17 protein-coding genes are annotated in these 23951 nt (G+C 74.0%); 12 read left to right on the top strand and 5 right to left on the bottom strand.

The features are described from left to right. Positions 1 to 134: 134 nt before the first annotated feature. The gene (locus EMA09_RS27040; RefSeq protein ID WP_129843574.1) at positions 135 to 2648 is read left to right on the top strand and encodes a DEAD/DEAH box helicase; all 2514 of its coding nucleotides are present in this window, start codon (positions 135 to 137) and stop codon (positions 2646 to 2648) included. Here EMA09_RS27040 and EMA09_RS27035 read toward each other — a convergent pair. Both EMA09_RS27035 and EMA09_RS27030 read right to left on the bottom strand, forming a co-directional pair. Continuing rightward, entirely contained in the window at positions 2620 to 3492 is an 873-nt protein-coding gene (locus EMA09_RS27035; protein ID WP_129843573.1) for a DUF6397 family protein, read from the bottom strand. The two genes, EMA09_RS27040 and EMA09_RS27035, sit on opposite strands and share 29 nt — an antisense overlap. A 126-nt stretch (positions 3493 to 3618) precedes the next feature. Next, positions 3619 to 4011 carry a roadblock/LC7 domain-containing protein gene (locus tag EMA09_RS27030; protein WP_129843572.1) on the bottom strand — a complete coding sequence of 131 codons (393 nt, stop codon included), beginning with the start codon at positions 4009 to 4011 and terminating at the stop codon, positions 3619 to 3621. Positions 4012 to 4260: 249 nt separating this feature from the next. Between EMA09_RS27030 and EMA09_RS27025 the strand changes: the two genes are divergently transcribed. Both EMA09_RS27025 and EMA09_RS27020 read left to right on the top strand, forming a co-directional pair. Then, positions 4261 to 7236, top strand: a complete 2976-nt coding sequence (locus EMA09_RS27025; RefSeq protein ID WP_129843571.1) for a DEAD/DEAH box helicase — start codon at positions 4261 to 4263, stop codon at positions 7234 to 7236. Then, entirely contained in the window at positions 7226 to 8296 is a 1071-nt protein-coding gene (locus EMA09_RS27020) for an SWF or SNF family helicase (RefSeq protein ID WP_129843570.1), read from the top strand. The genes EMA09_RS27025 and EMA09_RS27020 overlap by 11 nt, the downstream gene beginning before the upstream one ends. A 61-nt stretch (positions 8297 to 8357) precedes the next feature. Here the strand turns inward: EMA09_RS27020 and EMA09_RS27015 are convergent, their stop codons facing one another. Then, complete coding sequence (locus EMA09_RS27015) at positions 8358 to 9167, bottom strand: SGNH/GDSL hydrolase family protein (RefSeq protein WP_129843569.1); 810 nt, start codon at positions 9165 to 9167, stop codon at positions 8358 to 8360. A gap of 275 nt (positions 9168 to 9442) precedes the next feature. Between EMA09_RS27015 and EMA09_RS27010 the strand changes: the two genes are divergently transcribed. Continuing rightward, positions 9443 to 12388 carry a glycoside hydrolase family 2 TIM barrel-domain containing protein gene (locus EMA09_RS27010; RefSeq protein ID WP_129843568.1) on the top strand — a complete coding sequence of 982 codons (2946 nt, stop codon included), beginning with the start codon at positions 9443 to 9445 and terminating at the stop codon, positions 12386 to 12388. A gap of 16 nt (positions 12389 to 12404) precedes the next feature. Here the strand turns inward: EMA09_RS27010 and EMA09_RS27005 are convergent, their stop codons facing one another. Next, positions 12405 to 13271 carry a helix-turn-helix transcriptional regulator gene (locus EMA09_RS27005; protein WP_168220600.1) on the bottom strand — a complete coding sequence of 289 codons (867 nt, stop codon included), beginning with the start codon at positions 13269 to 13271 and terminating at the stop codon, positions 12405 to 12407. A gap of 148 nt (positions 13272 to 13419) precedes the next feature. On the opposite strand from EMA09_RS27005, the gene EMA09_RS28735 reads away from it, so the two are divergent. The 6 genes from EMA09_RS28735 (at position 13420) to EMA09_RS26975 (ending at position 19912) form a co-directional block, all read left to right on the top strand. Next, the gene (locus tag EMA09_RS28735) at positions 13420 to 13875 is read left to right on the top strand and encodes an ATP-binding protein (RefSeq protein WP_240796592.1); all 456 of its coding nucleotides are present in this window, start codon (positions 13420 to 13422) and stop codon (positions 13873 to 13875) included. 140 nt (positions 13876 to 14015) lie between these two features. Further along, positions 14016 to 16346: a glycoside hydrolase family 95 protein gene (locus EMA09_RS26995; protein ID WP_129843566.1), complete on the top strand. Its 2331-nt coding sequence runs from the start codon at positions 14016 to 14018 to the stop codon at positions 16344 to 16346. A gap of 134 nt (positions 16347 to 16480) precedes the next feature. After that, positions 16481 to 17452, top strand: coding sequence for a TerC family protein (locus EMA09_RS26990; protein WP_129843565.1), 972 nt, complete (start codon positions 16481 to 16483; stop codon positions 17450 to 17452). Between the two features lie 87 nt (positions 17453 to 17539). Beyond that, positions 17540 to 17824: a hypothetical protein gene (locus EMA09_RS26985; protein ID WP_129843564.1), complete on the top strand. Its 285-nt coding sequence runs from the start codon at positions 17540 to 17542 to the stop codon at positions 17822 to 17824. 1 nt (position 17825) lies between these two features. Next, on the top strand, positions 17826 to 19058 hold the full coding sequence (locus tag EMA09_RS26980) for an ROK family transcriptional regulator (RefSeq protein ID WP_129843563.1): 1233 nt from the start codon (positions 17826 to 17828) through the stop codon (positions 19056 to 19058). A 29-nt stretch (positions 19059 to 19087) separates the two neighbouring features. Then, entirely contained in the window at positions 19088 to 19912 is an 825-nt protein-coding gene (locus EMA09_RS26975; protein WP_129843562.1) for an alpha/beta hydrolase, read from the top strand. Positions 19913 to 19976: 64 nt separating this feature from the next. Here EMA09_RS26975 and xylA read toward each other — a convergent pair whose 3' ends face one another. Beyond that, positions 19977 to 21149, bottom strand: a complete 1173-nt coding sequence (gene xylA, locus EMA09_RS26970; protein WP_129843561.1) for a xylose isomerase — start codon at positions 21147 to 21149, stop codon at positions 19977 to 19979. 123 nt (positions 21150 to 21272) lie between these two features. On the opposite strand from xylA, the gene xylB reads away from it, so the two are divergent. Together xylB and EMA09_RS26960 are read left to right on the top strand one after the other, a co-directional pair. Then, complete coding sequence (gene xylB, locus EMA09_RS26965; RefSeq protein WP_129843560.1) at positions 21273 to 22706, top strand: xylulokinase; 1434 nt, start codon at positions 21273 to 21275, stop codon at positions 22704 to 22706. A 53-nt stretch (positions 22707 to 22759) separates the two neighbouring features. Continuing rightward, positions 22760 to 23926, top strand: a complete 1167-nt coding sequence (locus tag EMA09_RS26960; protein ID WP_129844323.1) for an ROK family transcriptional regulator — start codon at positions 22760 to 22762, stop codon at positions 23924 to 23926. Positions 23927 to 23951 lie beyond the last annotated feature (25 nt).

Below are 23951 nucleotides of genomic sequence, written 5' to 3'. Positions count from 1 at the left end.
CCTTCGTCGTGCCCGGACGCGCGGGGTCGTCCCGGCTCCGGCGAAACCGTGTCGGCCGCACAGCGTAGCGGCTGGTGATCTTCGCCCGGCCGTCCGGTTCCCCCTCGGAGGACGGATGCGGGCAGTATGGAGCGGTGACCCTTATCGATCAGATGCCGACGCAAGCCGATCCCGATGCTCTCTACGAGGCGTTCTCGTCGTGGACGAGTCAGCGCGGAATCACGCTGTACCCCGCCCAGGAGGAGGCGCTGATCGAGGTCGTCTCGGGGGCGAACGTCATCCTGTCCACCCCGACGGGGTCCGGCAAGTCCCTGGTGGCCGCGGGGGCGCACTTCGCCGCGCTGGCACGGGACGAGGTCACGTTCTACACGGCGCCGATCAAGGCGCTGGTGTCGGAGAAGTTCTTCGACCTGTGCAAGATCTTCGGGACCGAGAACGTCGGCATGCTCACCGGCGACGCGTCGGTGAACGCGGACGCCCCGGTCATCTGCTGCACCGCCGAGGTGCTGGCGTCGATCGCGCTGCGGGACGGCGCGGACGCGGACGTCGGCCAGGTGGTGATGGACGAGTTCCACTTCTACGCGGAGCCGGACCGTGGCTGGGCCTGGCAGATCCCGCTGCTCGAACTGCCGCAGGCGCAGTTCGTGCTCATGTCGGCGACCCTCGGGGACGTCTCGCGTTTCGAGGACGACCTGACGCGGCGGACCGGTCGGCCGACCGCCGTCGTCCGGTCGGCGACGCGGCCGGTCCCGCTCAGCTACGAGTACCGGACGACGGGGCTCACGGAGACGCTGACCGAGCTGCTGGAGACTCACCAGGCGCCCGTGTACATCGTGCACTTCACGCAGGCGCAGGCGGTGGAGCGGGCGCAGGCGCTGATGAGCATCAACATGTGCACGCGTGAGGAGAAGGACCGGATCGCCGCCCTCATCGGCAACTTCCGCTTCACCACCAAGTTCGGCCGGAATCTGTCGCGGTACGTGCGGCACGGTATCGGTGTGCACCACGCGGGGATGCTGCCGAAGTACCGCAGGCTGGTGGAGAAACTCGCCCAGGCCGGCCTGCTCAAGGTCATCTGCGGCACGGACACCCTCGGTGTGGGCGTGAACGTGCCGATCCGCACCGTCCTGTTCACCGCGCTGACGAAGTACGACGGCAGCAGGGTCCGGGTGCTGCGGGCGCGGGAGTTCCACCAGATCGCGGGCCGCGCCGGGCGGGCCGGTTTCGACACGGCCGGCCTGGTCGTGGCGCAGGCGCCGGACCATGTGGTGGAGAACGAGAAGGCGCTCGCCAAGGCGGGGGACGATCCGAAGAAGCGCCGCAAGGTGGTCAGGAAAAAGCCGCCGGAGGGGTTCGTCAACTGGAGCGAGGACACGTTCACCCGGCTGATCGCCGCCGAACCCGAGCCGCTGACCTCCCGGTTCCGGGTGACGCACGCGATGCTGCTCGCGGTGATCGCGAGGCCGGGGAACGCTTTCGACGCCATGCGGCGGCTCCTGGAGGACAACCACGAGCCGCGCAGGCAGCAGTTGCGGCACATCCGGCGGGCGATCGCCATCTACCGGTCGCTGCTGGACGGGGGGATCGTGGAGCGTCTGCCGGAGCCCGACGCCCAGGGCCGGATCGTACGGCTGACGGTGGATCTCCAGGCCGACTTCGCCCTCAACCAGCCGCTGTCGACCTTCGCCCTCGCGGCCTTCGAGCTCCTGGACCCGGAGTCCGACACGTACGCGCTGGACATGCTGTCGGTGGTCGAGTCGACGCTGGACGACCCGCGGCAGATTCTCGCCGCCCAGCAGAACAAGGCGCGCGGCACCGCCGTGGCGGAGATGAAGGCCGAGGGAGTGGAGTACGAGGAGCGGATGGAGCGGCTGATGGACATCAGCCACCCCAAGCCGCTGGAGGAGCTGCTGTTCCACGCGTACGGGGTGTACCGGAAGAGCCACCCGTGGGTCGGTGATCATTCGCTGTCCCCCAAATCGGTGGTGCGGGACATGTTCGAGCGGGCCATGACGTTCTCCGAGTTCGTTTCGCACTACGAGCTGGCGCGGACGGAGGGCATCGTGCTGCGGTATCTGGCCGGCGCCTACAAGACGTTGGAGCACACGGTGCCGGAGGACCTGAAGTCGGAGGACTTCCAGGACATCGCGGCCTGGCTCGGCGAGCTGGTCCGCCAGGTGGACTCCAGCCTCCTCGACGAGTGGGAGCAGCTCGCCAATCCCGGGGAGGAGGACGCCGAGGAGGCGCGGGAGCGGGCCGACCAGGTGAAGCCCGTCACCGCGAACGCCCGGGCCTTCCGTGTGCTCGTGCGCAACGCGCTGTTCCGCAGGGTGGAGCTGGCCGCCCTGGACCGCACCGGTGAACTGGGCGAGCTGGACGGCGAGTCCGGCTGGGACGCCGCCGCGTGGGAGAGCGCGATGGAGGGCTACTGGGCGGAGTACGACGAGCTGGGCACGGGTCCGGACGCCCGGGGGCCGCGGCTCCTGTCGATCGATGAGCGTCCGCAGGACGGTCTGTGGCGGGTGCGGCAGACCTTCCAGGATCCGGCCGGCGACCACGACTGGGGGATCTCCGCCGAGGTCGACCTGACCGCTTCGGACGCGGAAGGCCGCGCCGTCATCAGGGTGATGGACGTCGGGCAGTCGTGAGCGCGGTCCGGTCGGCGCGTGCGGCGGGGTCGCGGGCCTCGGCGAGCGCGATGGCGAGCCTCTCTCGGTGGTGCCGCTCCTCGTCCGGGCCGGTGGTCGTCAGCAGCGCGCCGACGGCGAAGAGGAAACCGGGTGTCTCCTCGGGCACCGGGCCGGTTCCGGGGCCGTGACAGGAGCGGGCGAGCGGCGGCAGCAGCCGGTGCAGGCGCAGGCGCTCGCGTGGATCGGGGACGGCGGTGGACAGGGCCGACGGCGCGAGTACGGCCGCGTGCACGGCGGCGCGCCGCCACGCGTCGGGCGCCTGCCCGGCGAGCTGGGCAGTGCGGCGGGAGCGCCAGTGGAGCGGCCGCCAGTCGTGGCCCCTGCGGAGGGCACGGCGCAGGCTGTCGGGCGCGCGGCCCCGGAGCAGGCCGGGGTTCCGCTCGGCGAAGGCGCGCAGTTCGGCTGCCGGATAGCGCCAGGCGATGACGCGGTGCCGGGTGACGTGGAAGTCGAGGGGCCGGAAGCAGCCGCCCCGTGCCAGCCGGGTGAACCGGGCCGGGCTGACGGCCAGGAGGTCGGCTGCTCCGGTGGCCCCGACCAGGCGCGTGGCCCGACGCAGGGCCGGGGTGAAACCGCCGCCCGCGCGGAGCCTGCCGATCTCGGCGCGTGGGATCCGCGGCTCCCACGAGGTGGTGCACGCGACGGCACGGACGAGGCCGAGCCGCACGGCCGCCTCCACCTCGGCCGGACTCGCCCCCAGCTCACCGGCGGCGTGGCGGAGGCCGACGGCGGATGCGGAGGCGGCGTCCTCGGGGTCGCCGGGCGTGCTGCGGGGGTGGACGGGTGCGTACTGAAGAGACATGGGGATGATCCTCCCGAGTCGGTCGATCACTCTCGGTGATCACCGTACACGCGAGAGTCACGCTCCGCAATACTCTGAGGCTCTTTCACTCCGGAGAGTGACCGCGACGGCTCGGTGCCGCCGCCGTCAGGTGGCGTCCCTGACCGCCAGCCCCATGTGCTCGCCCACCTTGCTGACGAGAAGCGTCATCTCGTAGCCCACCTGCCCGATGTCGGCGTCGCCGCCGGCCAGGACGCACAGGCAACTGCCGTCCCCCGCTGCCGTGACGAACAGCACGCCGTCGTCGAACTCGATCATCGTCTGCCGGACATCGCCGCACCGGAAGTGCTCCCCCACCCCCCGGGCGAGGGAGTGCAGCCCCGACGCGACGGCCGCAAGATGCTCCGCGCTGCTGCGCTTCAGGCCCCGACTGGCGGAGGTGACCAGGCCGTCGCTGGACAGCAGCAGCGCGTGCCGCACGTGCGGCAGACGCTGGGCCAGATCGTCAAGCAGCCAGTCAAGCGTGGTACTCAGTGCCATCCCCAGCTCCCCCTTCTCGTGAGACGACTGCTGTGTCAGCCTTCCCCAGGAAGTCGGCCCGGGCAACCATCCGGTCGCTACCGGCATGCGGTTCACGACAGGTCGTTCCCCGCTCGTCACATTCACCATTTCGAGTGACAGCGCGCCCAGCGCCCCGGAGCCTCCCGGTACGCGTTCCCGGGCCTGCGCGCCATGGGGTACCCTCGGCGTCCGCTTCAGCACTAGTCAAATTTGAGGACCCGTCACGCCGTGACCGCGAGCCCGCTGCCCACCCCCCTCGTCACCGCCCTCACCGCCTGTTCGGCCGTCTTCCTCCCCGCCGACCCGCCCCGCGACGCGCGCATCGCCTTCTGGCGGCCGGACGGGACCCCGCCCGCGCCCGAGGGAGCCGTCCCGGACGCCGCGACGACGGCGGAGTCCGGGACCGTCCGCGTCGTCCTGCGCACCGACGACGGGACGACGGCCGCCGTCACCGTGCCCGCGCTCCTCCTACCCGTCGCCGACGCCCTCCCCGTCCTCACCCGTGCCCGCGCCGCCGGCACCGGCACGGCGGCTGCCTACTGGGGCTCCGCCGCCCTCACCGCCCTCCAACTCGCCGCCCGCGGCCGCCTCCTGCCCGGCCTCAGCGCCTCCGACCACGACGCGTGGCGTCTGGGGCCTCTCACCACCGCCGATCAGGACCGGCTCCGCGACCTGGCCGCCGCCATGCCACCCCACGCCCACGCCGCCCCGCTCCCCGGGGCCACCGGGCAGGACGGCTCCGCGCCACCCCTGCTCCTCCCCCACCCGATGCCCCTCCTGCGCTCCTTTCTCGACGCCGTCGCCGACACCCTGCCGCGCACCCCCGCCGCCGCGATCGCCGCGGGCGGCAGCGCGTTCACCGGCCGTCCCGCCCACCGCCTCCCCGCCCGCCGGAAGTGGGCCGCCGACATCGCGACCGGCCACGACGCGGGCGTCCGGCTCTCCCTGCGCATCGAGGCCCTCGCCGGATCCGCGCGCCGGGACGGCGACGACCCGCCGCCTCCCCGGCTCCGCGCGGTCCTCCAGGTCCACAGCCTCGCGGACCCCGCGCTGCTCGCTGACGCCGCCGACGTATGGGCAGGCACCGCGACGGCCCTCGGCCCCCGCGCCCGCACCGACACCCTCCTCGCCCTGCGCCGGGCGGCCGCCGCCTGGGAACCGCTCACCCCGCTCCTCACCGCCGCCGTGCCCGACGCGCTCGATCTCGACGACGAGGACGCCGGCGCCCTGCTCGGCACGACGGCCTCCCGTGCCCTGGCGGCCGCCGGCATCGAGGTCCACTGGCCCCGCTCGATGGCCGCCGCCCTGACCAGCCACGCCGTGGTCGGACCGGACGACGGCGACGGCGGTCCGGCCGGCGGCACCCCCCGGTCAGCCGCTCCGGGCCTGCTCGCCCCGGACGCCCTGCTCTCGTTCTCCTGGCGCTTCGCCGTCGGCGACACCCCCCTCACCCGCGAGGAGCTGGACCGCCTGGCCGAGGCCGGCCGCCCCGTCGTCCGTCTCCGCGACCGGTGGGTGCTCATCGCCCCGGACGACGTGCGCCGCGCCCTCGCCAGGCAAGACCGCAAGGTCACGGTGCTCGACGCGCTCGCCGCGTCCCTGACCGGCAGCGCCGACGACGGCGCGGGCGGACAGATCGAGGTACGGCCCACCGGCCGTCTCGCCGCCCTGCGCGATCTCCTCTCCGACCCCGAACAGTCCGGCGCCGACGACCTCGCCCCACCCCCCGGCCTCGACGCCACCCTGCGCGGCTACCAGAAACGCGGCCTCGCCTGGCTGCGCCGCATGACGTCCCTCGGCCTCGGCGCCTGCCTCGCCGACGACATGGGGCTCGGCAAGACCGTCACACTGATCGCCCTCCACCTCGCCCGGCAGACGGAAGCGGCGACCGCGGGACCCTCCCTCGTGGTGTGCCCCGCTTCCCTCCTCGGCACATGGCAGCGCGAACTGGCCGCCTTCGCCCCCGGCACACCCGTACGCCGCCACCACGGGACGGCCCGCGACCTCGACGCGCTGCGCCCCGGCGAGGTCGTGCTCACGACCTACGGGACGCTCCGCAGGGACGCCGCGCTCCTCGCCGGCGCCACCGACTGGTCGCTTGTGATCGCCGACGAGGCGCAACACGTGAAGAATCCGTTCTCCTCGACGGCACGGCAGCTCATGACCGTCCCGGCGCGCGCCCGCGTCGCGCTCACCGGCACCCCCGTGGAGAACAACCTCACCGACCTGTGGGCCGTCCTCGACTGGACCACCCCGGGGCTGCTCGGTCCCCTGCCGGTCTTCCGCTCCCGGTACGCCGACGCCGTCGAGGACGGCGACCCCGCCGCCGCCGAGCGGCTCGCCCGCCTGGTGCGGCCCTTCCTGCTGCGGCGCCGGAAGTCCGACCCCGGCATCGTCCCCGAACTGCCGCCGAAGACCGAGACCGACCACGGCACGGCCCTCACGCCGGAACAGGCCGGGCTCTACGAGGCGGTGGTCCGCGAGGGGCTCGCCGAGGTCTCCGGCGCGGACGGCATCGCGCGGCGCGGGCTCGTCGTCAGACTGCTGACGTCGCTGAAACAGATCTGCAACCACCCGGCGCAATACCTCCGTGAGGAGTCCCCGCGCCTCGCCGGACGCTCCGGGAAGCTGGAGCTGTTCGACGAGCTCATCGACACGATCATGGCGGGGGACGCGAGCGTCCTCGTGTTCACGCAGTACGTGCGCATGGCGCGGCTCCTGCAGAGGCACCTCGCCGAACGCGGCATCGACGCGCCTCTCCTGCACGGCGGTACGCCCGTTCCCCGGCGCGAGGAGATGGTGCGGCGTTTCTCGGCCGGCGAGGCTCGCGTCTTCCTGCTGTCGCTCAAGGCAGCGGGCACCGGCCTCACCCTGACCCGCGCCGAGCACGTCATCCACTACGACCGCTGGTGGAACCCCGCCGTCGAGGCCCAGGCCACCGACCGCGTGCACCGCATCGGGCAGCAGCGGCCCGTCCAGGTGCACCGGCTCATCGCCGAGGGCACCGTCGAGGACCGCATCGCCGCGCTGCTGGCCCGCAAGCAGGCCCTGGCCGATGCCGTACTCGGCCCGGCGGGGGCGGCCGCGCTGACCGGCCTCTCGGACGCCGAACTGGCCGAACTCGTCGCCCTGGACCGCACAGTGACCTCGACACCGACGACAGCAACGATGCCCGTGGAGAGTGATGCGCGCAGTGGACAGTGATGACATCGGTGGCCACGACGACGCCGAACGGGTGCTCGCCGCCCTGCCACCCGCGCCCGGCCGCGGCTTCGCGGCCACCTGGTGGGGGCGCGGCTGGCTCAAGGCTTTGGAGGACACCGCGCTCGACAATGCCGGTCTGGCACGCGGACGCCGGCTCGCGCGCGCCGGAGCGGTCGGCGCGGTCTCCCTGCGCCCCGGGCGCCTGACGGCCGTGGTGCGCGACGCGGACGGCGTGCGCTACCGGGCCGATGTCCTGCTGCGCGTCCTGACGGGCGCCGAGTGGGACCGTCTGCTGGACACAGCCGCCCGCGAGGCCGGTCACCTCGCCGCGCTGCTGGACCACGAGATGCCCCGGCACCTGGCGGCGGACGCCGCGGCGGCCGGCGTGGATCTGCTGCCTGTCATCGGCGATCTGGAACCCGCCTGCGAGTGCGGGGAGTGGGCACACTGCGCCCATACCGCAGCACTGGCGTACCAGGTGGCCCGCCTCCTCGACACCGATCCGTTCCTCCTGCTGCTCCTGCGGGGGCGCCAGGAGCGAAGGCTGATCGACGCGCTGCAACGACGCGCCGCGCTCCACGCCCCCGCGCCGGCGCGCACGCCCCCGCGTCCCGACCCGTATCCGCCCGTGCCCGCTGACGAGGCGTACGCCCGTGCCGCGGATCTTCCGCCCCTCCCGGAACCGCCGGGGACCGTCACGGGACCGGTGGAGGTCCCCGATCTCGGACCCGAACCGGTGCGCCCGCCGGACGAGCCGGACGGCGACACCACCGCCGTGCCGGGCCTGCGGGCACTGGAGTTCCTGATCGCCGACACGGCCGTGCGCGCCCGGCGGCTCCTGGCCGAGTCATTGCGCCCCGGGCACGCCGCCACGTCTCCGCCGGCGTCCCTGACACTGTGGCAGGACGCTGTCCGCATGGCCGCGGGACGACCGCCCGAACCCGTCGCGGCCAGGCTCGCGGAACACTCCGGGCGGCCCCGCGCCGAGTTCGAGGCAGCCGTCGCCGCCTGGCCGCTGAGCGGCACCGGTAGTGGAGCCGCGCAGGAGGACGGAACGTGAGCGGCCGCCCTGCCCCCGCCGTACAGGACGGTGAGGAGAGGGCGGCCGTAGGGCAGGGGCGTCAGGCGAGGGACTCCAGCACCGGGTAATACCCTCCGGCGTGGCCCTCGGCGTTGGGGTGATAAGAGTCGCCGATGGGGAGGGTGACGCTGTGGATCCACTCGTCGCCCGAACAGATCTCGTGCCCCGAGAAGGCGGGACGCACGTCGCCGTAGGTGAAGCCGTGGTCGGCGGCGCGCTTGGAGATCACTGAACTCAGGTTGTCCGAAGCGCCGTTGATCGCGGCCCGCGACTGCTCGCTGATGCCGAGGAGGCAGCTTCCGTTGAGCTTGTACATGCGCGGGTAGCCCAGGACGACGACCTCCGCGTTGGGTGCCGCCTCGGCGATCGCGTCGTAGACGGTGTCCAGTTCGCCCGGGAGGGTGTCGGCGATGTAGGCGTTCGCGGTGTCGATGGCTTCCAGGCAGGCGCTCGTGCCCTGGAGGACGCACGCCTGCATGGTGTCGCCGAAACCGGCGTCGTTGCCGCCGATGCTGATGCTGACCAGCGTGGTGTCCGCGTCGAGGGGGCCGAGCTGGTCGGCGATGACGTCGTCGGTACGAGCGCCGGAGCAGGCGGCGAAGTCGAAGGAGTCGGGGTCGTTGGCCTCGGCCCACAGGGACGGGTAGGCGTTGTCGCTGCGGCGGCAGTCGCCGGAGGCGGCGTCGTAGGAACCGGCGCCGTTGCCCGAAGAGTAGGAGTCGCCGAGGGCCACGTAGGCGGTCGCCGCGGCCGGGGCGGGAGCCGCCGCGGCGGCCGTGGGGGCGAGCGCGGCGGCGCCGAGCGCGAGGGCCGCGGCGGCGGCACCCGTCACAAGACGGCGGAGGGGCATGGAACCTCCCAGGGAAGGTCGTGCGGGGGGACGGTGGTGCATGAGCGCCTTACCCTCCCGAAGTTGTGCCCATGCCAAGGGGGTTGCGCGGGTCGCGCGGACACATCAGCGGGCGGGGCGGCGTCCGACACCCCGGTGAACGACCGGACCCGCCGAAGGTGACGCCGGGGGTTGTCGAAAGAGCCGCACGGATCTAGCGTGATCGAACAACAAGGCACAGACATCAACATCCTGGCGGGACGGTGGCGGCCGTCCGCCGGTGCCCGAGGAGTCGCATGCACACCCCTTCAGCGGACGACCGGCTTCCCTACCACGAGGACCCGTCCCCAGGGACCGGCACGCTGCCCCCGCGCGCGTGGTGGGCCGAATCGGATGCCGCCCGGCTCTCGCTGAACGGCAGGTGGTCCTTCCGCCTGACCGGGCACGCGGGCGGCACGGGCGAGGACTTCGTCCGGGACGACGCCGACATCGCCGGGTGGGACGAGATCACGGTGCCCGGCCACTGGGTGCTCCAGGGCCACGGAGCGCCCGCGTACACCAATGTCACCTACCCGTTCCCCGTCGATCCGCCCCGCGTCCCCACCGACAATCCGACGGGTGATCACCGGCGGGTGTTCGATCTGCCGGCGGACTGGCCCGCGGACGGCGAGACCCTGCTGCGCTTCGAAGGCGTCGACTCCTGCGCCCGCGTCTGGCTCAACGGCACCGAACTCGGCACCTTCCAGGGCAGCCGCCTCCCCCACGAATTCGCCATCACCCACCTCCTGCGCCCCACCGGCAACACCCTCGCCGTCCGCGTCCACCAATGGTCCGCCGGCAGCTACCTCGAAGACCAGGACATGTGGTGGATGCCCGGCATCTTCCGCGACGTCACCCTCCACCACCGCCCCCACCACTCCCCCACCGACTACTTCACCCACGCCACCTACGACCACACCACCGGCCACGGCACCCTCCGCATCGACACCGACCAACCCGGCCGCATCACCATCCCCGAACTCGACATCGACATCCCCACCGGCCACACCACCCGCATCCCCGTCCAACCCTGGACCGCCGAAACCCCCCACCTCTACACCGGCCACCTCACCACCCCCGGCGAAACCATCCCCCTGCGCATCGGCTTCCGCACCATCACCATCGACAACGGAACCCTCAAGATCAACGGCCGCCGCATCCTCTTCCGCGGCGTCAACCGCCACGAATTCCACCCCGACACCGGCCGCACCCTCACCCCCGACACCATGCGCCACGACATCCTGCTCATGAAGCAGCACAACATCAACGCCGTCCGCACCAGCCACTACCCACCCCACCCCGCCTTCCTCGACCTCTGCGACGAACTCGGCCTCTACGTCATCGACGAGGCCGACCTCGAAACCCACGGCTTCACCGCCTTCGAGGGCTGGCGCGGCAATCCGGTGGCCGACGACCGCTGGACCCCCGCCCTCGTGGAACGCGCCCGCCGCATGGTCGAACGCGACAAGAACCGCCCCTCCGTCGTCATCTGGTCCCTCGGCAACGAATGCGGCACAGGCCCCGGCCTCACCGCCATGGCCGCCTGGATCCGCGAACGCGACCCCTCCCGCCCCATCCACTACGAGAACGACCCCACCTACCCCGACAGCGACATCTACTCCCGCATGTACGCCCCGCACGCCGAAGTCGACGCCATCGGCCGCCACGAGGAAGAACCCCTCGACGACCCCGAACTCGACGCCCACCGCCGCTCCCTCCCCTTCATCCAGTGCGAATACGCGCACGCCATGGGCAACGGCCCCGGCGGCCTCGCCGACTACCAACGCCTGTTCGAAACCCACGAACGCTGCCAGGGCGGCTTCGTCTGGGAATGGATCGACCACGGCCTCACCAAGCACACCCCCGACGGCCGCACCTACCACGCCTACGGCGGCGACTTCGGCGAGCCGATCCACGACGGCAACTTCGTCTGCGACGGCCTCCTCTTCCCCGACCGCACCCCGTCCCCCGGACTGATCGAGTACAAGAAGGTCATCGAGCCCGTCCGCATCGTCCCGGACCCGGCCGCCAGCACCGTCCGCGTCACCAACCTGCACGACTTCGCGGACACCTCACACCTCGCTTTCACCTGGCGGCGCGAGGACGACGGTGCGCCGGTCGCGGACGGGCCGCTGCCCGTCCCGGTGCTCGCGCCTGGCGAGTCGGCCGACGTCGCGCTGCCCGCCCCGGTGACCGGCGGCGGGCAGGACGCGGAAGCGGTGTGGACCGTGACGGCCGCCCTGGCCGCCGACGCCCCGTGGGCGCCCGCCGGTCACACCGTCGCCTGGGGACAGGCGAACGTCCCCGCCGCCGCCCCGGCGCCGGCCCGCCCGGTCCACGCACCGGCACGGGAGGCGGACGGTATCCGTCTCGGCCCCGGCGTCTTCGACCCACGCACCGGCGCGCTGCTGTCCGTCGGCGGCCTGACGCTGCACGAGGGGCCGCGCGTCGACCTCTTCCGCGCCCCCACCGACAACGACCTGGGCGCACCCTGGGTCGAGGAGGTCCGCGCGGGCATCGCCTGGCGTCAGCTCGGCCTCAACCGGCTGACGCACCGCGTCGACGCCGTCGCGGAGGAAGGGGACGGCCTCACCGTCCGCACCCGCGTCGCCCCGGCCGGCACCGATCTCGGGTTCGCCGCCGACTACCGCTGGAGCGCGGCCGGCGACGAACTGCACCTCACCGTGACCCTGGCGCCCGAACAAGGGGTGTGGCCGTGCCCGCTGCCGAGAGTCGGTGTGCGGTTCGGCCTGCCCGCGGCGTACGGAGCGGCCTCCTGGTACGGCGGCGGCCCGGGCGAGGCGTACCCGGACACGCGTGCCGCGTCCGTGCTCGGCCGCTACGCGATGACCGTGGACGCCCTGCAGACGCCGTACGTCCGGCCGCAGGAGAACGGCGCCCGCACCGACGTCCGCTGGGCCGAACTGCGCGCCGACGACGGCACGGGCGTGCGCGTCGCCGCGGCTCCCGACCCGTTCTGGTTCACGGCGCGCCGCTGGACCAGCGAGCAGCTCGACGCCGCCGAGCACACGGTCGACCTGGAGCCCGGCGACACCGTCTGGGTGAATGTCGACCACGCGCTGCACGGCATCGGCAGCCAGTCCTGCGGACCGGGGCCGCTGCCCGCGTACGTGCTGACGGTGGCGCCGGTGACGTTCTCGTTCCGCTTCCTCGCCCTCCACGGCGGCGTCCCGGCCGCCTGAGCCCGCGCCTCCCGCGTCAGAGTTCCTTGCGCAGTCCCGCCAGGACCGCCTCGGTGCGGCGCGGGGGCGCGGCCTGCGCGCACACCCGGTCCAGCGCTTCGCGGAAGGCGGAGACCTCCCCCGGCGTCTCGTGGAACGTGCCGCCGGTGACCGTCTCGCTGCAGGCCACGTCCGGCAGTTCGGCCACGGGGAACCGGAACAGGTGGAACGGCCCGTACATCCCCGGGTGCGCCCCGGCCGCGAACGGCATGATCTGGAGCCGCACCGAGGGCTGCCCCACGGCCTCGACCAGGCGGGCCAGCTGGGCGCGGAGCACGGCGCGCGGCGCGACGGGCCGGCGCAGGACCGTCTCCTCGGCCACGAGCCACACCTGCGGCGGATGCGGGCCGGTCAGCACGTCCTGCCGCGCGAGCCGCAGGGCCACGAGCCGTTCGAGACGCGCGGCCGGAACCTGCGGATGCGCGGCGCGCAGCACGGCGGCGGCGTAGGCCTCCGTCTGCAGCAGCGCGGGCACGCAGTACGGCTCGTACGCGCGGATCTGGCTGGCCTCGCTCTCCAGGCTCAGGAACGTCCCGAGCCAGTCCGGCAGCACGTCGCGGTAGCCGTGCCACCAGCCGGGCCGGTTGGCCTCCCGGACGAGCGCGAGGAAGGCGTCGATGTCCTCCTGCGCGGTGACGCCGTAGCTGCGCAGGAGCTTCTCGACGTACGGGATCTTCAGTCCGACCTGGGCCTTCTCGATGCGGCGGACCGTTCCGTGGGTGACGTCGAGCGCGATGGCCGCCTCGTCGAAGGAGACTCCGGCCGCCTCCCGCAGATCGCGCAGCCGCTTGCCGAGAACGACCCGGAGCACGGTCGCCCCGCCGCCCACCCGTCCGCCCGTCACGCCGGTTCCTCCCCCGTGCCGGCCCCCTGCCGGCGACCGGGCCGAGTCTGCCATGCCGTGTCCGGACGGGACAGACTGCGAACAGCAGTTCTGGAATTCGCAGGATGACTCTTGCCGGAATGCGACGGGCGGGACCACAGTAGGGGGCGTGGCTTCCTCCCCGCGCACTCCCTCCCTCGAACGGCGCGAGAGCGCCGCCCGTCCCGACGGGGTCCTGCGGTTCCGCCTGCCGGCCCTCGACACCTCGGCCGCCGAGGCGCGGCGGCGTGTGCGACGGCAACTCGCCGTGTGGGGCGTCCCGGAGGAGACCTCGGACAACGCGCAGCTCGTCGTGTCCGAGCTGGTGACCAACGCGCTGCGGCACACCGGCAGCGCCTCGATCGGGTGCGAGGTCGGGCTCCGCGGCGCGCTGGTGCGTGTGGCCGTGTCGGCGGCGGGGCGGGGACCCGGCCGGGTCCCGGGTGCTGCGGGATCGGACGAGGAGTCGGGACGCGGCCTGCTGCTCGTGTGCTCCCTCGCGGCGATGTGGGGCGTGCGCCCCCTGGACGCGGGCCGGGCGCACGAGGTGTGGGCCGAGCTGTCACCGGAGGGTCCAACGGTCTGACGCGCCGGGCGTGTTCGGGTCGGCCGCCCGGGGTCCTGTTGTGCGGGGGCGTGGCACGATCGATCCGCACACACTCCCCCACGTCCGATCACGAACCGTCGGCGATCACCGCCGCACCCACCACGGGAGGCCCGTCCGCCATGACGTCGCACGCCTTCGCGCCGGCCCCGCACCGGCTCTGGTACCCGCGCCCCGCCCGCGCCTGGCTGGAGGCCCTGCCGGTGGGCAACGGCCGGCTCGGCGCGATGGTGCACGGCGGCGTGGCCGCCGAGGAACTCCAGCTCAACGAGGACACCGTCTGGGCAGGCGGCCCTCACCGGTACGACAATCCGCGCGCGGCGGAGTCGCTGTCCGAGGTCCGCCGGCGGGTGTTCGACGGGGAGTGGGACGAGGCGGCGGCGCTCGTCGACCGGGACCTGATGGGAATCCCGGTCCGCCAGGCGCCGTATCAGACGGTCGGCGCGCTGCGGCTGACGTTCCCCCTCCGGGAACCCGTCGGCGGCTACCGGCGGGAGCTTGATCTCGCGCGGGCGGTGCACACCGTCGCGTTCACCCACGCCGGCGTACGCCATCAGCGCGAGGTGTTCGCCAGCGCGCCGGACCAGGCGATCGTGGTGCGGCTGACGGCCGACGCCCCGGGCGCGGTCTCGTTCACGGCCGCCCTGGACGGACCGCTGGCCGAGCGCACCGCCTCCCCGGCGGCGGACACCATCGCCCTGCACGGACGGGGCGGCGACATGGGGGACGTGCCGGGTCAGGTCCGGTTCACGGCGCTGGTCCGTGCCGTGTGCGAGGGCGGCGGAGCGGACGTGCGCTCGGCGGACGGCGTTCTCACCGTGACGGGCGCCGACGCCGTGACGCTGCTGATCACCGCGGGCACGAGTCACGTCGACTGGCGCGACGGCGCGAGCGGCGACCCCGGGGCGCGGGCCGGCGGCGACCTCGGCCGCGCCGCCGGACGTCCGTACGCGGATCTCCTGCGGCGCCACACCGAGGACTTCGGCGCGCTGTTCGGCCGGGCCGATCTGGAGATACCCGCGACCGCCGCGGCAGCCCTGCCGACCGACGAACGCGTGGCGGCCTTCGCCGACGGCGGCGACCCGCAGCTCGCCGCGCTCTGCTTCCAGTACGGCCGCTACCTGCTGATCTCCTGCTCACGGCCCGGCACGCAGCCGGCGAATCTCCAGGGGCTGTGGAACGACCTCACCGACCCGCCGTGGGGCTGCAAGTACACGATCAACATCAACACGGAGATGAACTACTGGCCCGCCGGCCCGGCCAATCTCCTGGACTGCCTGGAGCCGCTCTTCGCGCTGCTCGCCGACCTCCGCGTCTCGGGCGCGCGGACGGCCCGCGACATGTACGGCGCCGGCGGCTGGGTGGCGCATCACAACACCGACCTGTGGCGCGGGACGGCGCCGGTGGACGGGGCGTTCTGGGGGATGTGGCCCACGGGCGGCGCGTGGCTGGCCCTCGCGGTGTGGGAGCACCACCTCTTCACCGGGGACACGGACGCGCTGCGGGCGCGGTACCCGGTCCTCGCCGACGCCGCGCGCTTCTTCCTCGACGCGCTGGTCACCGATCCGCGGACCGGACACCTCGTGACGTGCCCGTCCCTCTCCCCCGAGAACGCGCACCACCCGGGGGACGGCGGCTCGCTGGCCGCGGGACCCGCCATGGACGGCCAGATCCTGCGCGACCTGTTCGCCGCGGTGGACGCCGCGGCGGGCGTGCTGGGCGTGGACGACGAGCTGCGGACGCGGGTGCGCGCGGCGGCGGACCGGCTTCCCCCGATCCGCGTGGGCGCCGTCGGCCAGATCCAGGAGTGGCAGGACGACTGGGACGCGGACGCTCCCGAGCAGGACCACCGGCACGTGTCGCACCTGTACGCCCTGCATCCGGGCGCGCGGATCACGCGGGCGACGCCCGAGCTGTTCGCCGCCGCGCGCACGACACTGGAGCGCCGCGGGGACGCGGGCACCGGCTGGTCACTGGGCTGGAAGATCAACTTCTGGGCGCGCCTCGGCGAGGGGGACCGGTCGTACAGCCTGCTGTCGCGCCAGCTCACGCCCGAGCGCACCGCGCCGAACCTGTTCGACCTGCATCCGCCGTTCCAGATCGACGGGAATTTCGGCGCGACGGCGGGCATCACGGAGTGGCTGCTCCAGAGCCACGCCGGTGAGCTGCACCTGCTGCCCGCGCTGCCCGGCGCGATCCCGGAGGGCCGGGTCCGCGGCCTGCTGGCCCGCGGCGGGTTCGAGGTGGACGCGGCCTGGTCGGGCGGTGCGCTGACGCGGGCGCGGATCGTCTCCCGGCTGGGCCGGCCGCTGCGCGTCCGGGCGGCCGCCGATCTGACGGTCGAGGGACCGGAGGGGACGGTGGCGGGGATCACGCGCCCCGAGGCCGGGGTGCTCTCCTGCCGGACCCGCCCGGGCGGCGTGTACGTCCTGCGGCCGGACCGGACGGGGTGAGGATGACCCAACGGGGAACCAAGGAAGCACCAAGGGAGTTTCAAGAAAGGAAGCTCGTGACTTTACTATCTGATTAATCGCGCGTCGCCTCGTCCAGGGTGCGCGCCGACTGCCCTCGGAGGACCGGAGGAACCGTGGACGTGTCGTTGACCATGTGGGTGCTGACGGTGGTGGCGCTGAGCGCCTTCATCGCGGTCGACTTCTTCTTCGGGCGAAAGCCCCACGAGGTCTCCCTGCGGGAGGCGGGCACCTGGACGATCGTGTGGATCGTCCTGGCCTGCCTCTTCGGCCTCGGACTGCTCGTGTTCGCGGGCGGCCAGCCGTCGGGCGAGTTCTTCGCCGGCTATGTCACCGAGAAGTCGCTGAGCGTCGACAACCTCTTCGTCTTCGTGCTCATCATGGCGAAGTTCTCGGTGCCGACCCAGTACCAGGCGCGCGTCCTGATGGTGGGCGTCCTGATCGCCCTGGTGCTGCGGGCGTGCTTCATCGCCGCCGGCGCCGCGCTGATCTCGACGTTCTCGTGGGTCTTCTACCTCTTCGGCGCCTTCCTCGTGTGGACCGCCTGGAAGCTGATCCAGGAGGCCCGCGCCGACGAGGAGGACGAGGAGTTCGAGGAGAACCGCTTCCTCAAGATGGTCGAGCGGCGCTTCCCCGCCACCGACCAGTACCACGGCACGCGGATGACCATCCGGGAGAACGGGCGCCGCCTCATGACGCCCATGCTGATCGTCATGCTCGCCATCGGCAGCACCGACATCCTCTTCGCGCTCGACTCGATCCCCGCGATCTTCGGTCTCACCGAGGACCCGTACATCGTCTTCACGGCCAACGCGTTCGCCCTCATGGGCCTGCGCCAGCTCTACTTCCTCATCGGGGGCCTGCTGCGCAAGCTGGTGCACCTCTCCTACGGCCTGTCGATCATCCTCGGCTTCATCGGCGTCAAGCTCTTCCTGCACGCCCTGCACGAGTCGGGCGTGCACGTGCCCGAGATCAGCACCGCCCTCTCGCTGGGCGTAATCTGCGCCGTCCTCGCCGTGACGACCGTGACCAGCCTGTACGCCACGCGCGGCGAGCGGGCGCGGGAGCACACCGACAGCTCCGTGTGACCTCGCGCACGGCTGCGGGAACCGGCGGGCGGAGCACCGCGTTCTCTCTGTGACAGAAGTCCGCGCGGCGGCGGAGGGGAGGAGCCCATGAACGGCACACCGGCGGGAGGGGACGACCCGCGGCGTGACGAGTGGGACGGCAGCGGGGACGACCCCTGGGACGGGCTCGTGCTCGACGAGGGGTTCGTGCGCGGCGCGGAGGTCAAGGAGCCCTCCGCCCGCACGCGGATGCTCACCGAGCGGTGGCGGAAGGAGGCGCCCGCCCCGCAGCCGTGGCGCTCCGACACCCCGCCCGCCGGCTGGGTGCACGACCCGGGCAAGGGCCGAAGACGCCGCTGGTTCCGCAGGAAGGGCCGGGACGGCGAGGGCTGAGGTGAAACGCACCTCCCGCGACATCCGCACGGCCAACCGCCACCGGATCCTGCGGCAGGTCATCGCCGAATCCCCCGTGTCCCGTCCGCGTCTCGCGCGCGGCAGCGGCCTCTCCCTGGCGACGGTCGCCACCCTCGTCGGGGAACTGCTCGACCTCGGCCTGCTGGTGGAGGCCGGCCACGAGGACTCCGGCGGCGGCCGGCCGCGCGGCCTGGTCGCCGTGAACCCGCGCGGCGGCGCACTGGTCGGGGTCGACCTCACCGACACCCACGTGCACGTCGAGGTGGTCGACACCGCGCTGCGCGTCCTCGCCCGCGCGAGAGCGCCGTACCGTCCCGCCGGCCGCGCCCCGGCCGAGGCGGCGCGGGAGGTCGCCCGGGTCATGCGCGCCGCGGTGGCCCGCGCGGGCCGGGTCCGCGTGCTGGGCGCGGGCATCGGCGTCCCCGGCTCCGTGGAGCGGGACGGCGGCGTCCTCGTCCACGCACCCGCCTGGGGATGGCACCACGTCCCCCTGCTCGCCCTGCTGCGCGAGCACGTCCCGTACCGGCTCTACCTCGACAGCCCGCTGCGGACCTGCGTCGTCGCTGAGCTGTGGTGGGGCGCCGCGCGTGAGGTGGACGACGCCGTGGTCGTCAGTCTCGGCACGTGCGTCGGTGCCGGGCTCGCGCTCGGCGGCACGCCCTACCGGGGCGCCGGGGGTGGGGCAGGCGAGTGGGGGCACACGACGCTCGTCCCGGAGGGCCGCCCCTGCCGGTGCGGCCGCCTGGGCTGCGTCGAGGCGTACGCCGGGGCGTCCGGCATCGTGCGGAGCCTGCGGGAGAGGGCGCCCGACAGCGCGCCGGTCCGGGCCGGTGACCCGGCCTCGGCCCTCGGGGCGCTCGCCGAGGCGTGCGCCGCCGGGGACCCGTGGGCGCGGCATGTCGTGGCGCACACCGCCGGCCTCCTCGGCAGCGCCATCACGGACCTGGTGAACCTCCTCGACCCCGGCCTCGTCGTCCTCACCGGCTGGGTGTCCCGCGCCCTCGGCACGGCGCTTCTCGACCCGGTGAGGGAAACCGTCGCCCGGTACGCGCTCCCCCGTGCCGGACCGGGCGGCACCGGGGTCGTCCTCAGCCGTGTCCCGGCCAACCCGGTGAGTCTCGGCGCCGCCGCGCTCGCCCTGGAGGGCCTGCTCGGCGGAGTACCGGCGGTCGCCTCCGCCCGCGCCGTATCCGCCGCGCACTCCGCCCGCTAGGGTGACGCGGGATCCGCGAGAGGAGACCCATGTCCGTCCCGGAGCACGTCCCGCCGCACGCCATCGACACCGGTGAGCCGCCCGGGCCGGGCGCCGGCGCACCCCTGCTGCTGGTGCACGGCTGGGGCAGCGACGCCGAGGACTGGTTGCCTCTCCTCCCCCGCCTCGCACCGCGTCACCGTGTCATCGCGGTCGACCTCCCCGGACACGGGCGGACGCCGGATCGCCCCGACCGCTGCTCGCCGCCCGCGCTGGCGGACGAACTGGCCGGCCTGCTGCGCCGCCTCGGCACGGGAGCGGTCGTGGCGGTCGGCCATTCGCTGGGCGGCCAGGTGGCCACCGCGCTGGGTGTGGGCCACCCGGAGCTGGTGCGTTCCGTCGTCACCGTCGCGACGTCCTTCGGCGGCGACCCCTCGCTGGCGCAGCGCATGGCGGCCGAACAGGAGGCGCTGCTCCGCGAGGGCGCGCCCTGGGCCGTGCGCTGGGTCGGCCGCGCGTTCAACGACCGCAGTCCGGCCGCCGTCCGCGCACGCCACGAGGCACTGATCGCTACGGTCGATCCGCTGGTGCTCCACCGCTACCGGCACGTCACCTACCTCGCGCCCGGCTCGCTCGGGCTCCGCCCGGCAGCCGACGCGTACCTGCGCCGCCGTACCCGGCCGACCCTCGCCGTGCACACGTCCGCCGAGGCCGCCGCCCTGGACCGGGAGACCCGTACGCACCCGGACTCGCGGACCGTGCTGTGGGAGGGCATCGGCCACTACGCGCACGAGGAGCGCCCGGACGATCTCGCCGGCCTCCTGCTGGAGTGGTGCGCCGGACCCGGCGGCCGGACACCCGGCGACGCCCGCTGAGACCGACGGCTCCGGTCCCCTTCCCGCGCGGGGAGGGGACCGGAGCCGTGGCCCGGCGACGGCGTCAGCCGCGAGCGCCCAGCAGGTGGTCCATGGCGAGCTGGTCCAGCGCCTCGAACGCCATCCCGCGTGCGGCGGCGGCCTCCGGGTCGAAGTCCTCGAACGCGCTGCGGTCCGCCAGCAGCGCCTCCGGCGTCTCGCCCTCGGCCAGCGTCGGCGTGGCCAGCTCGTCCAGACGGGCCGCGGCCAGCGCCTCCTGGACGGCGGGGTCCGCGCGGAAGGCGGCGGCGCGCTCCTTCAAAATCAGGTAGTTGCGCATGCAGCCGGCGGCCGAGGCCCACACGCCGTCGAAGTCCTCGGTGCGCGGGGGCTTGAAGTCGAAGTGGCGCGGCCCCTCGTAGCCGGCGCTCTCCAGCAGGTCCACCAGCCAGAACGCGGACCGCAGGTCGCCCGCGCCGAACCGCAGGTCCTGGTCGTACTTGATGCCGCTCTGGCCGTTCAGGTCGATGTGGAACAGCTTGCCGGCCCACAGCGCCTGGGCGATGCCGTGGGGGAAGTTGAGCCCGGCCATCTGCTCGTGGCCGACCTCCGGGTTCACGCCGAACATCTCCGGGCGCTCCAGCCTCTCGATGAAGGCCAGGGCGTGGCCGACGGTCGGCAGGAGGATGTCGCCGCGCGGCTCGTTCGGCTTGGGCTCCAGCGCGAAGCGCAGGTCGTAGCCCTTCGAGACGACGTACTCGGCCAGCAGGTCGAACGCCTCCTTGAAACGGTCGAGCGCCGCCCGCACGTCCTTGGCCGCGCCGCTCTCGGCGCCCTCGCGGCCGCCCCACGCCACGTACGTCTCGGCGCCCAGCTCGGCGGCCAGGTCGATGTTGCGCATGGTCTTGCGCAGGGCGTAGCGCCGGACGTCGCGGTCGTTGGCCGTGAAGCCGCCGTCCTTGAACACCGGGTGGGTGAACAGGTTCGTCGTGGCCATGGGCACGACGAGGCCGGTGGCGTCCAGGGCCTGGCGGAAGCGCTTGATGTGGCCCTCGCGCTCGGACTGCGAGGCGCCGAACGGGATCAGGTCGTCGTCGTGGAAGGTGACGCCCCACGCGCCCAGCTCGGCGAGGCGGGTGACGGACTCGGCCGGGTCGAGGGCCGGGCGGGTCGCGTCCCCGAAGGGGTCACGGCCCTGCCAGCCGACGGTCCACAGACCGAAGCTGAACTTGTCGGCGGGAGTGGGCTGGTATGACATGCGGTTTCCTCGGCTCCCCAGTGCGTGAGTGTGCGGCCTATTTCGTCAGGGCCGTTTACAAATTAGTATGCGTAAGCCCGCCGCGGAACCCCCCGTGCCCCCGGCCTTCGAGAGGACGCTCACATGGCCGTACCAGACGGTCCCCTTGTCATCGGCGTGGACAGCTCCACGCAGTCCACCAAGGTGCTGGTGGTCGACGCCGCCACCGGCCGGGTCGTCGCGCGCGGCTCGGCGCCGAACGTCGTCACCCCGGAGCGTGACAGCGACCCCGAGCAGTGGTGGCAGGCCCTGACCGCTGCGGTCGAGCAGTGCGGTCCCGCGGCCGCGCAGGCCGCCGCCGTCGCGGTGGCCGGGCAGCAGCACGGCCTGGTCACCCTGGACGCGGACGGCCGTCCCGTCCGCAACGCCCTGTTGTGGAACGACACCCGCTCCGCGCCCCAGCGCGACCGGCTCCTCGCCGACCTCGGCGGCCCCGCGGCCTGGGCGGAGCGCACCGGCAGCGTGCCGGCCGCCTCGTTCACGGTCACGAAGTGGGCCTGGCTGCGCGAGAACGAACCGGAGGCCGCGGCCGCCACCCGCGCGGTGCGGCTGCCCCACGACTACCTCACGGGCCGGCTCACCGGCCAGGAGGTCACCGGCGGCACCACCGACCGCGGCGACGCGTCCGGCAGCGGCTGGTGGTCGTCGGCCGCCCAGGACTACGACGCGGAGATCCTCGGCCACGTCGGCCTCGACCCGGCGCTGCTCCCCCGCGTCGTCCCCGCCGGCGAGGCCGCGGGCACCGTCCGCCCCGGCCTGCCGCTGCCGCCCGGCATCCCGGTGGCCGCCGGCACGGGCGACAACATGGCGGGCGCGCTCGGTCTCGGCCTCACCCCCGGCGCGCCCGTCCTCAGCCTCGGCACCTCGGGCACCGTATACGCCGTCTCCCGCCGGCGCCCCGCCGATCCCAGCGGAATCGTGGCCGGCTTCGCCGACGCCGGCGACGCCTGGCTGCCGCTCGCCTGCACCCTGAACTGCACGCTGGCCGTCGACCGCTTCGCCGCCCTCCTGGGCCGCGACCGGGAGGCCGTGGAGGCGGGCGGCGAGGTCACCGTCCTGCCGTTCCTCGACGGCGAACGCACCCCCGACCTGCCGTACGCCACCGGTCTGCTCCACGGCCTGACCCACGCGACGACCGGCGGGCAGATCCTCCAGGCCGCCTACGACGGCGCCGTTTTCGCACTCCTCCAGGCACTCGACCTGGTGCTGGACGACGACGCCGCCCCCGACGCCCCGATCCTGCTCATCGGCGGCGGCGCACGCGGCACCGCATGGCGCGACACGGTCCGCCGCCTCTCGGGGCGCCCCGTCCGCATCCCGCGCGCCGACGAACTGGTCGCCCTCGGCGCCGCGGCCCAGGCGGCCGGTCTGCTGCTGGGACACGACGCGGCGGCCGTCGCCCGCGGCTGGGACACCGCCGCCGGCACCGACCTCCCCGCCGTCGAACGGGACGACGCCGCCCGCGAACGCCTGGCCGCCGCCCTCACGGACGCCGGCGCGCTCCTGCGGCGCCGCTGACAAGGGCGCGCACGGTGACCATCCCGAGATCCGCCCCCAAGGCGCAGGCCGAGATGCGGCAGCACAACCTGGCGCGCGTCCTGCACACCGTGGCCGCGGCGGGGCCGCTGTCCCGTGCCGACGTGGCGGCCCGCATCGGCCTCACCCGGGCAGCGGTCTCCACCCTCGTCGACGAGCTGCTGCGGGGCGGCCTGCTGCAGGAACGCGGCCCCGGCAGGTCCGGCACGGTCGGGCGGCCCGGCACACAGCTCCTCGCGTCCGACCGGGGGCCGTGCGGCATCGGTGCCGAGATCGGCGTCGACCACCTGGCCGTCTGCGTCATGGACCTGCGCGGCACCGTCCGCGTGCGCGCCGACCACGAGGCGCGCAACCAGGGCAGCGACCCGGCGGCCGTCCTCGCCACGCTCGGCGGCATGCTGCGCGGCGCGGTGGAGCGGGCGGCCCGCGCGGACCTGCGTCCGGCCGGCCTCGCCGTCGCCGTCCCCGGCCTGGTGCTCAGGGACACCGCGACCGTGCTGCGCGCCCCCAACCTCGGCTGGCACGACAGCGACCTGGCCGACCTGCTGCCGCCCGGGCTCGGCCCCCTCACCGTGGAGAACGAGGCCAGCCTCGGCGCGCTCGCCGAGCTGTGGTCCGGCCCCCCGATACCGGACCGGGACAGCTTCATCCACGTCTCGGCCGAGATCGGCATCGGCGCCGCCGTCGTCGTCGACGGCGAGCTCCTGCGCGGCGCCCACGGCTTCGCCGGCGAACTCGGCCACGTACCGGTCCGCCCCGACGGCCCGCCGTGCACCTGCGGCGGGCGCGGCTGCCTGGAGGTGTACGCCGGGGAGGACGCCGTCCTGCGGGCGGCGGGCATCGAGCCGGGTCCCGGCGTCCGGATGGCCGCCCTGACGGCCCGCTGCGAGGCCGGTGACCGGATCGCGCTGCGGGCCGTGACCCGCGCGGGCACCGCCCTCGGCATCGCCCTGTCCGGCGCCGTCAACCTGCTCGATCCGCGCCGCGTCGTCATCGGCGGCAGCCTCGCCCGGCTCGCGCCCTGGCTCCTGCCGCCGGTCGGGCGCGAACTGACCCGCCGCACCGCCGTCGCCGCGGGCGGGCGCACGACTCCGGTCCCGGTCACCGCGTCGCCCCTCGGCCCCGACGGCCCCCTCATCGGCGCCGCGCGCTCCGCCGTACAGGCCGCCCTGGACGCGCCCGGCACCCTGCTCGCGGGCTGACGGTCCGGCCGCGCCGCCGGGCGCC

Source organism: Streptomyces sp. RFCAC02 (assembly GCF_004193175.1).
In the GTDB taxonomy this organism is placed as follows: Bacteria; Actinomycetota; Actinomycetes; order Streptomycetales; family Streptomycetaceae; genus Streptomyces.
This window is presented reverse-complemented; position numbering and strand designations above follow the sequence as displayed.

Excerpts from the sequence above, each read along its gene's own strand:
- EMA09_RS26995 (WP_129843566.1), top strand. The coding sequence starts at position 14,016 with ATGACGTCGCACGCCTTCGCGCCGGCCCCGCACCGGCTCTGGTACCCG.
- xylA (WP_129843561.1), bottom strand. The coding sequence starts at position 21,149 with ATGTCATACCAGCCCACTCCCGCCGACAAGTTCAGCTTCGGTCTGTGG.
- xylB (WP_129843560.1), top strand. The coding sequence starts at position 21,273 with ATGGCCGTACCAGACGGTCCCCTTGTCATCGGCGTGGACAGCTCCACG.
- EMA09_RS26985 (WP_129843564.1), top strand. The coding sequence starts at position 17,540 with ATGAACGGCACACCGGCGGGAGGGGACGACCCGCGGCGTGACGAGTGG.
- EMA09_RS27030 (WP_129843572.1), bottom strand. The coding sequence starts at position 4,011 with ATGGCACTGAGTACCACGCTTGACTGGCTGCTTGACGATCTGGCCCAG.
- EMA09_RS27010 (WP_129843568.1), top strand. The coding sequence starts at position 9,443 with ATGCACACCCCTTCAGCGGACGACCGGCTTCCCTACCACGAGGACCCG.
- EMA09_RS27015 (WP_129843569.1), bottom strand. The coding sequence starts at position 9,167 with ATGCCCCTCCGCCGTCTTGTGACGGGTGCCGCCGCCGCGGCCCTCGCG.
- EMA09_RS27035 (WP_129843573.1), bottom strand. The coding sequence starts at position 3,492 with ATGTCTCTTCAGTACGCACCCGTCCACCCCCGCAGCACGCCCGGCGAC.
- EMA09_RS26960 (WP_129844323.1), top strand. The coding sequence starts at position 22,760 with ATGCGGCAGCACAACCTGGCGCGCGTCCTGCACACCGTGGCCGCGGCG.
- EMA09_RS26975 (WP_129843562.1), top strand. The coding sequence starts at position 19,088 with ATGTCCGTCCCGGAGCACGTCCCGCCGCACGCCATCGACACCGGTGAG.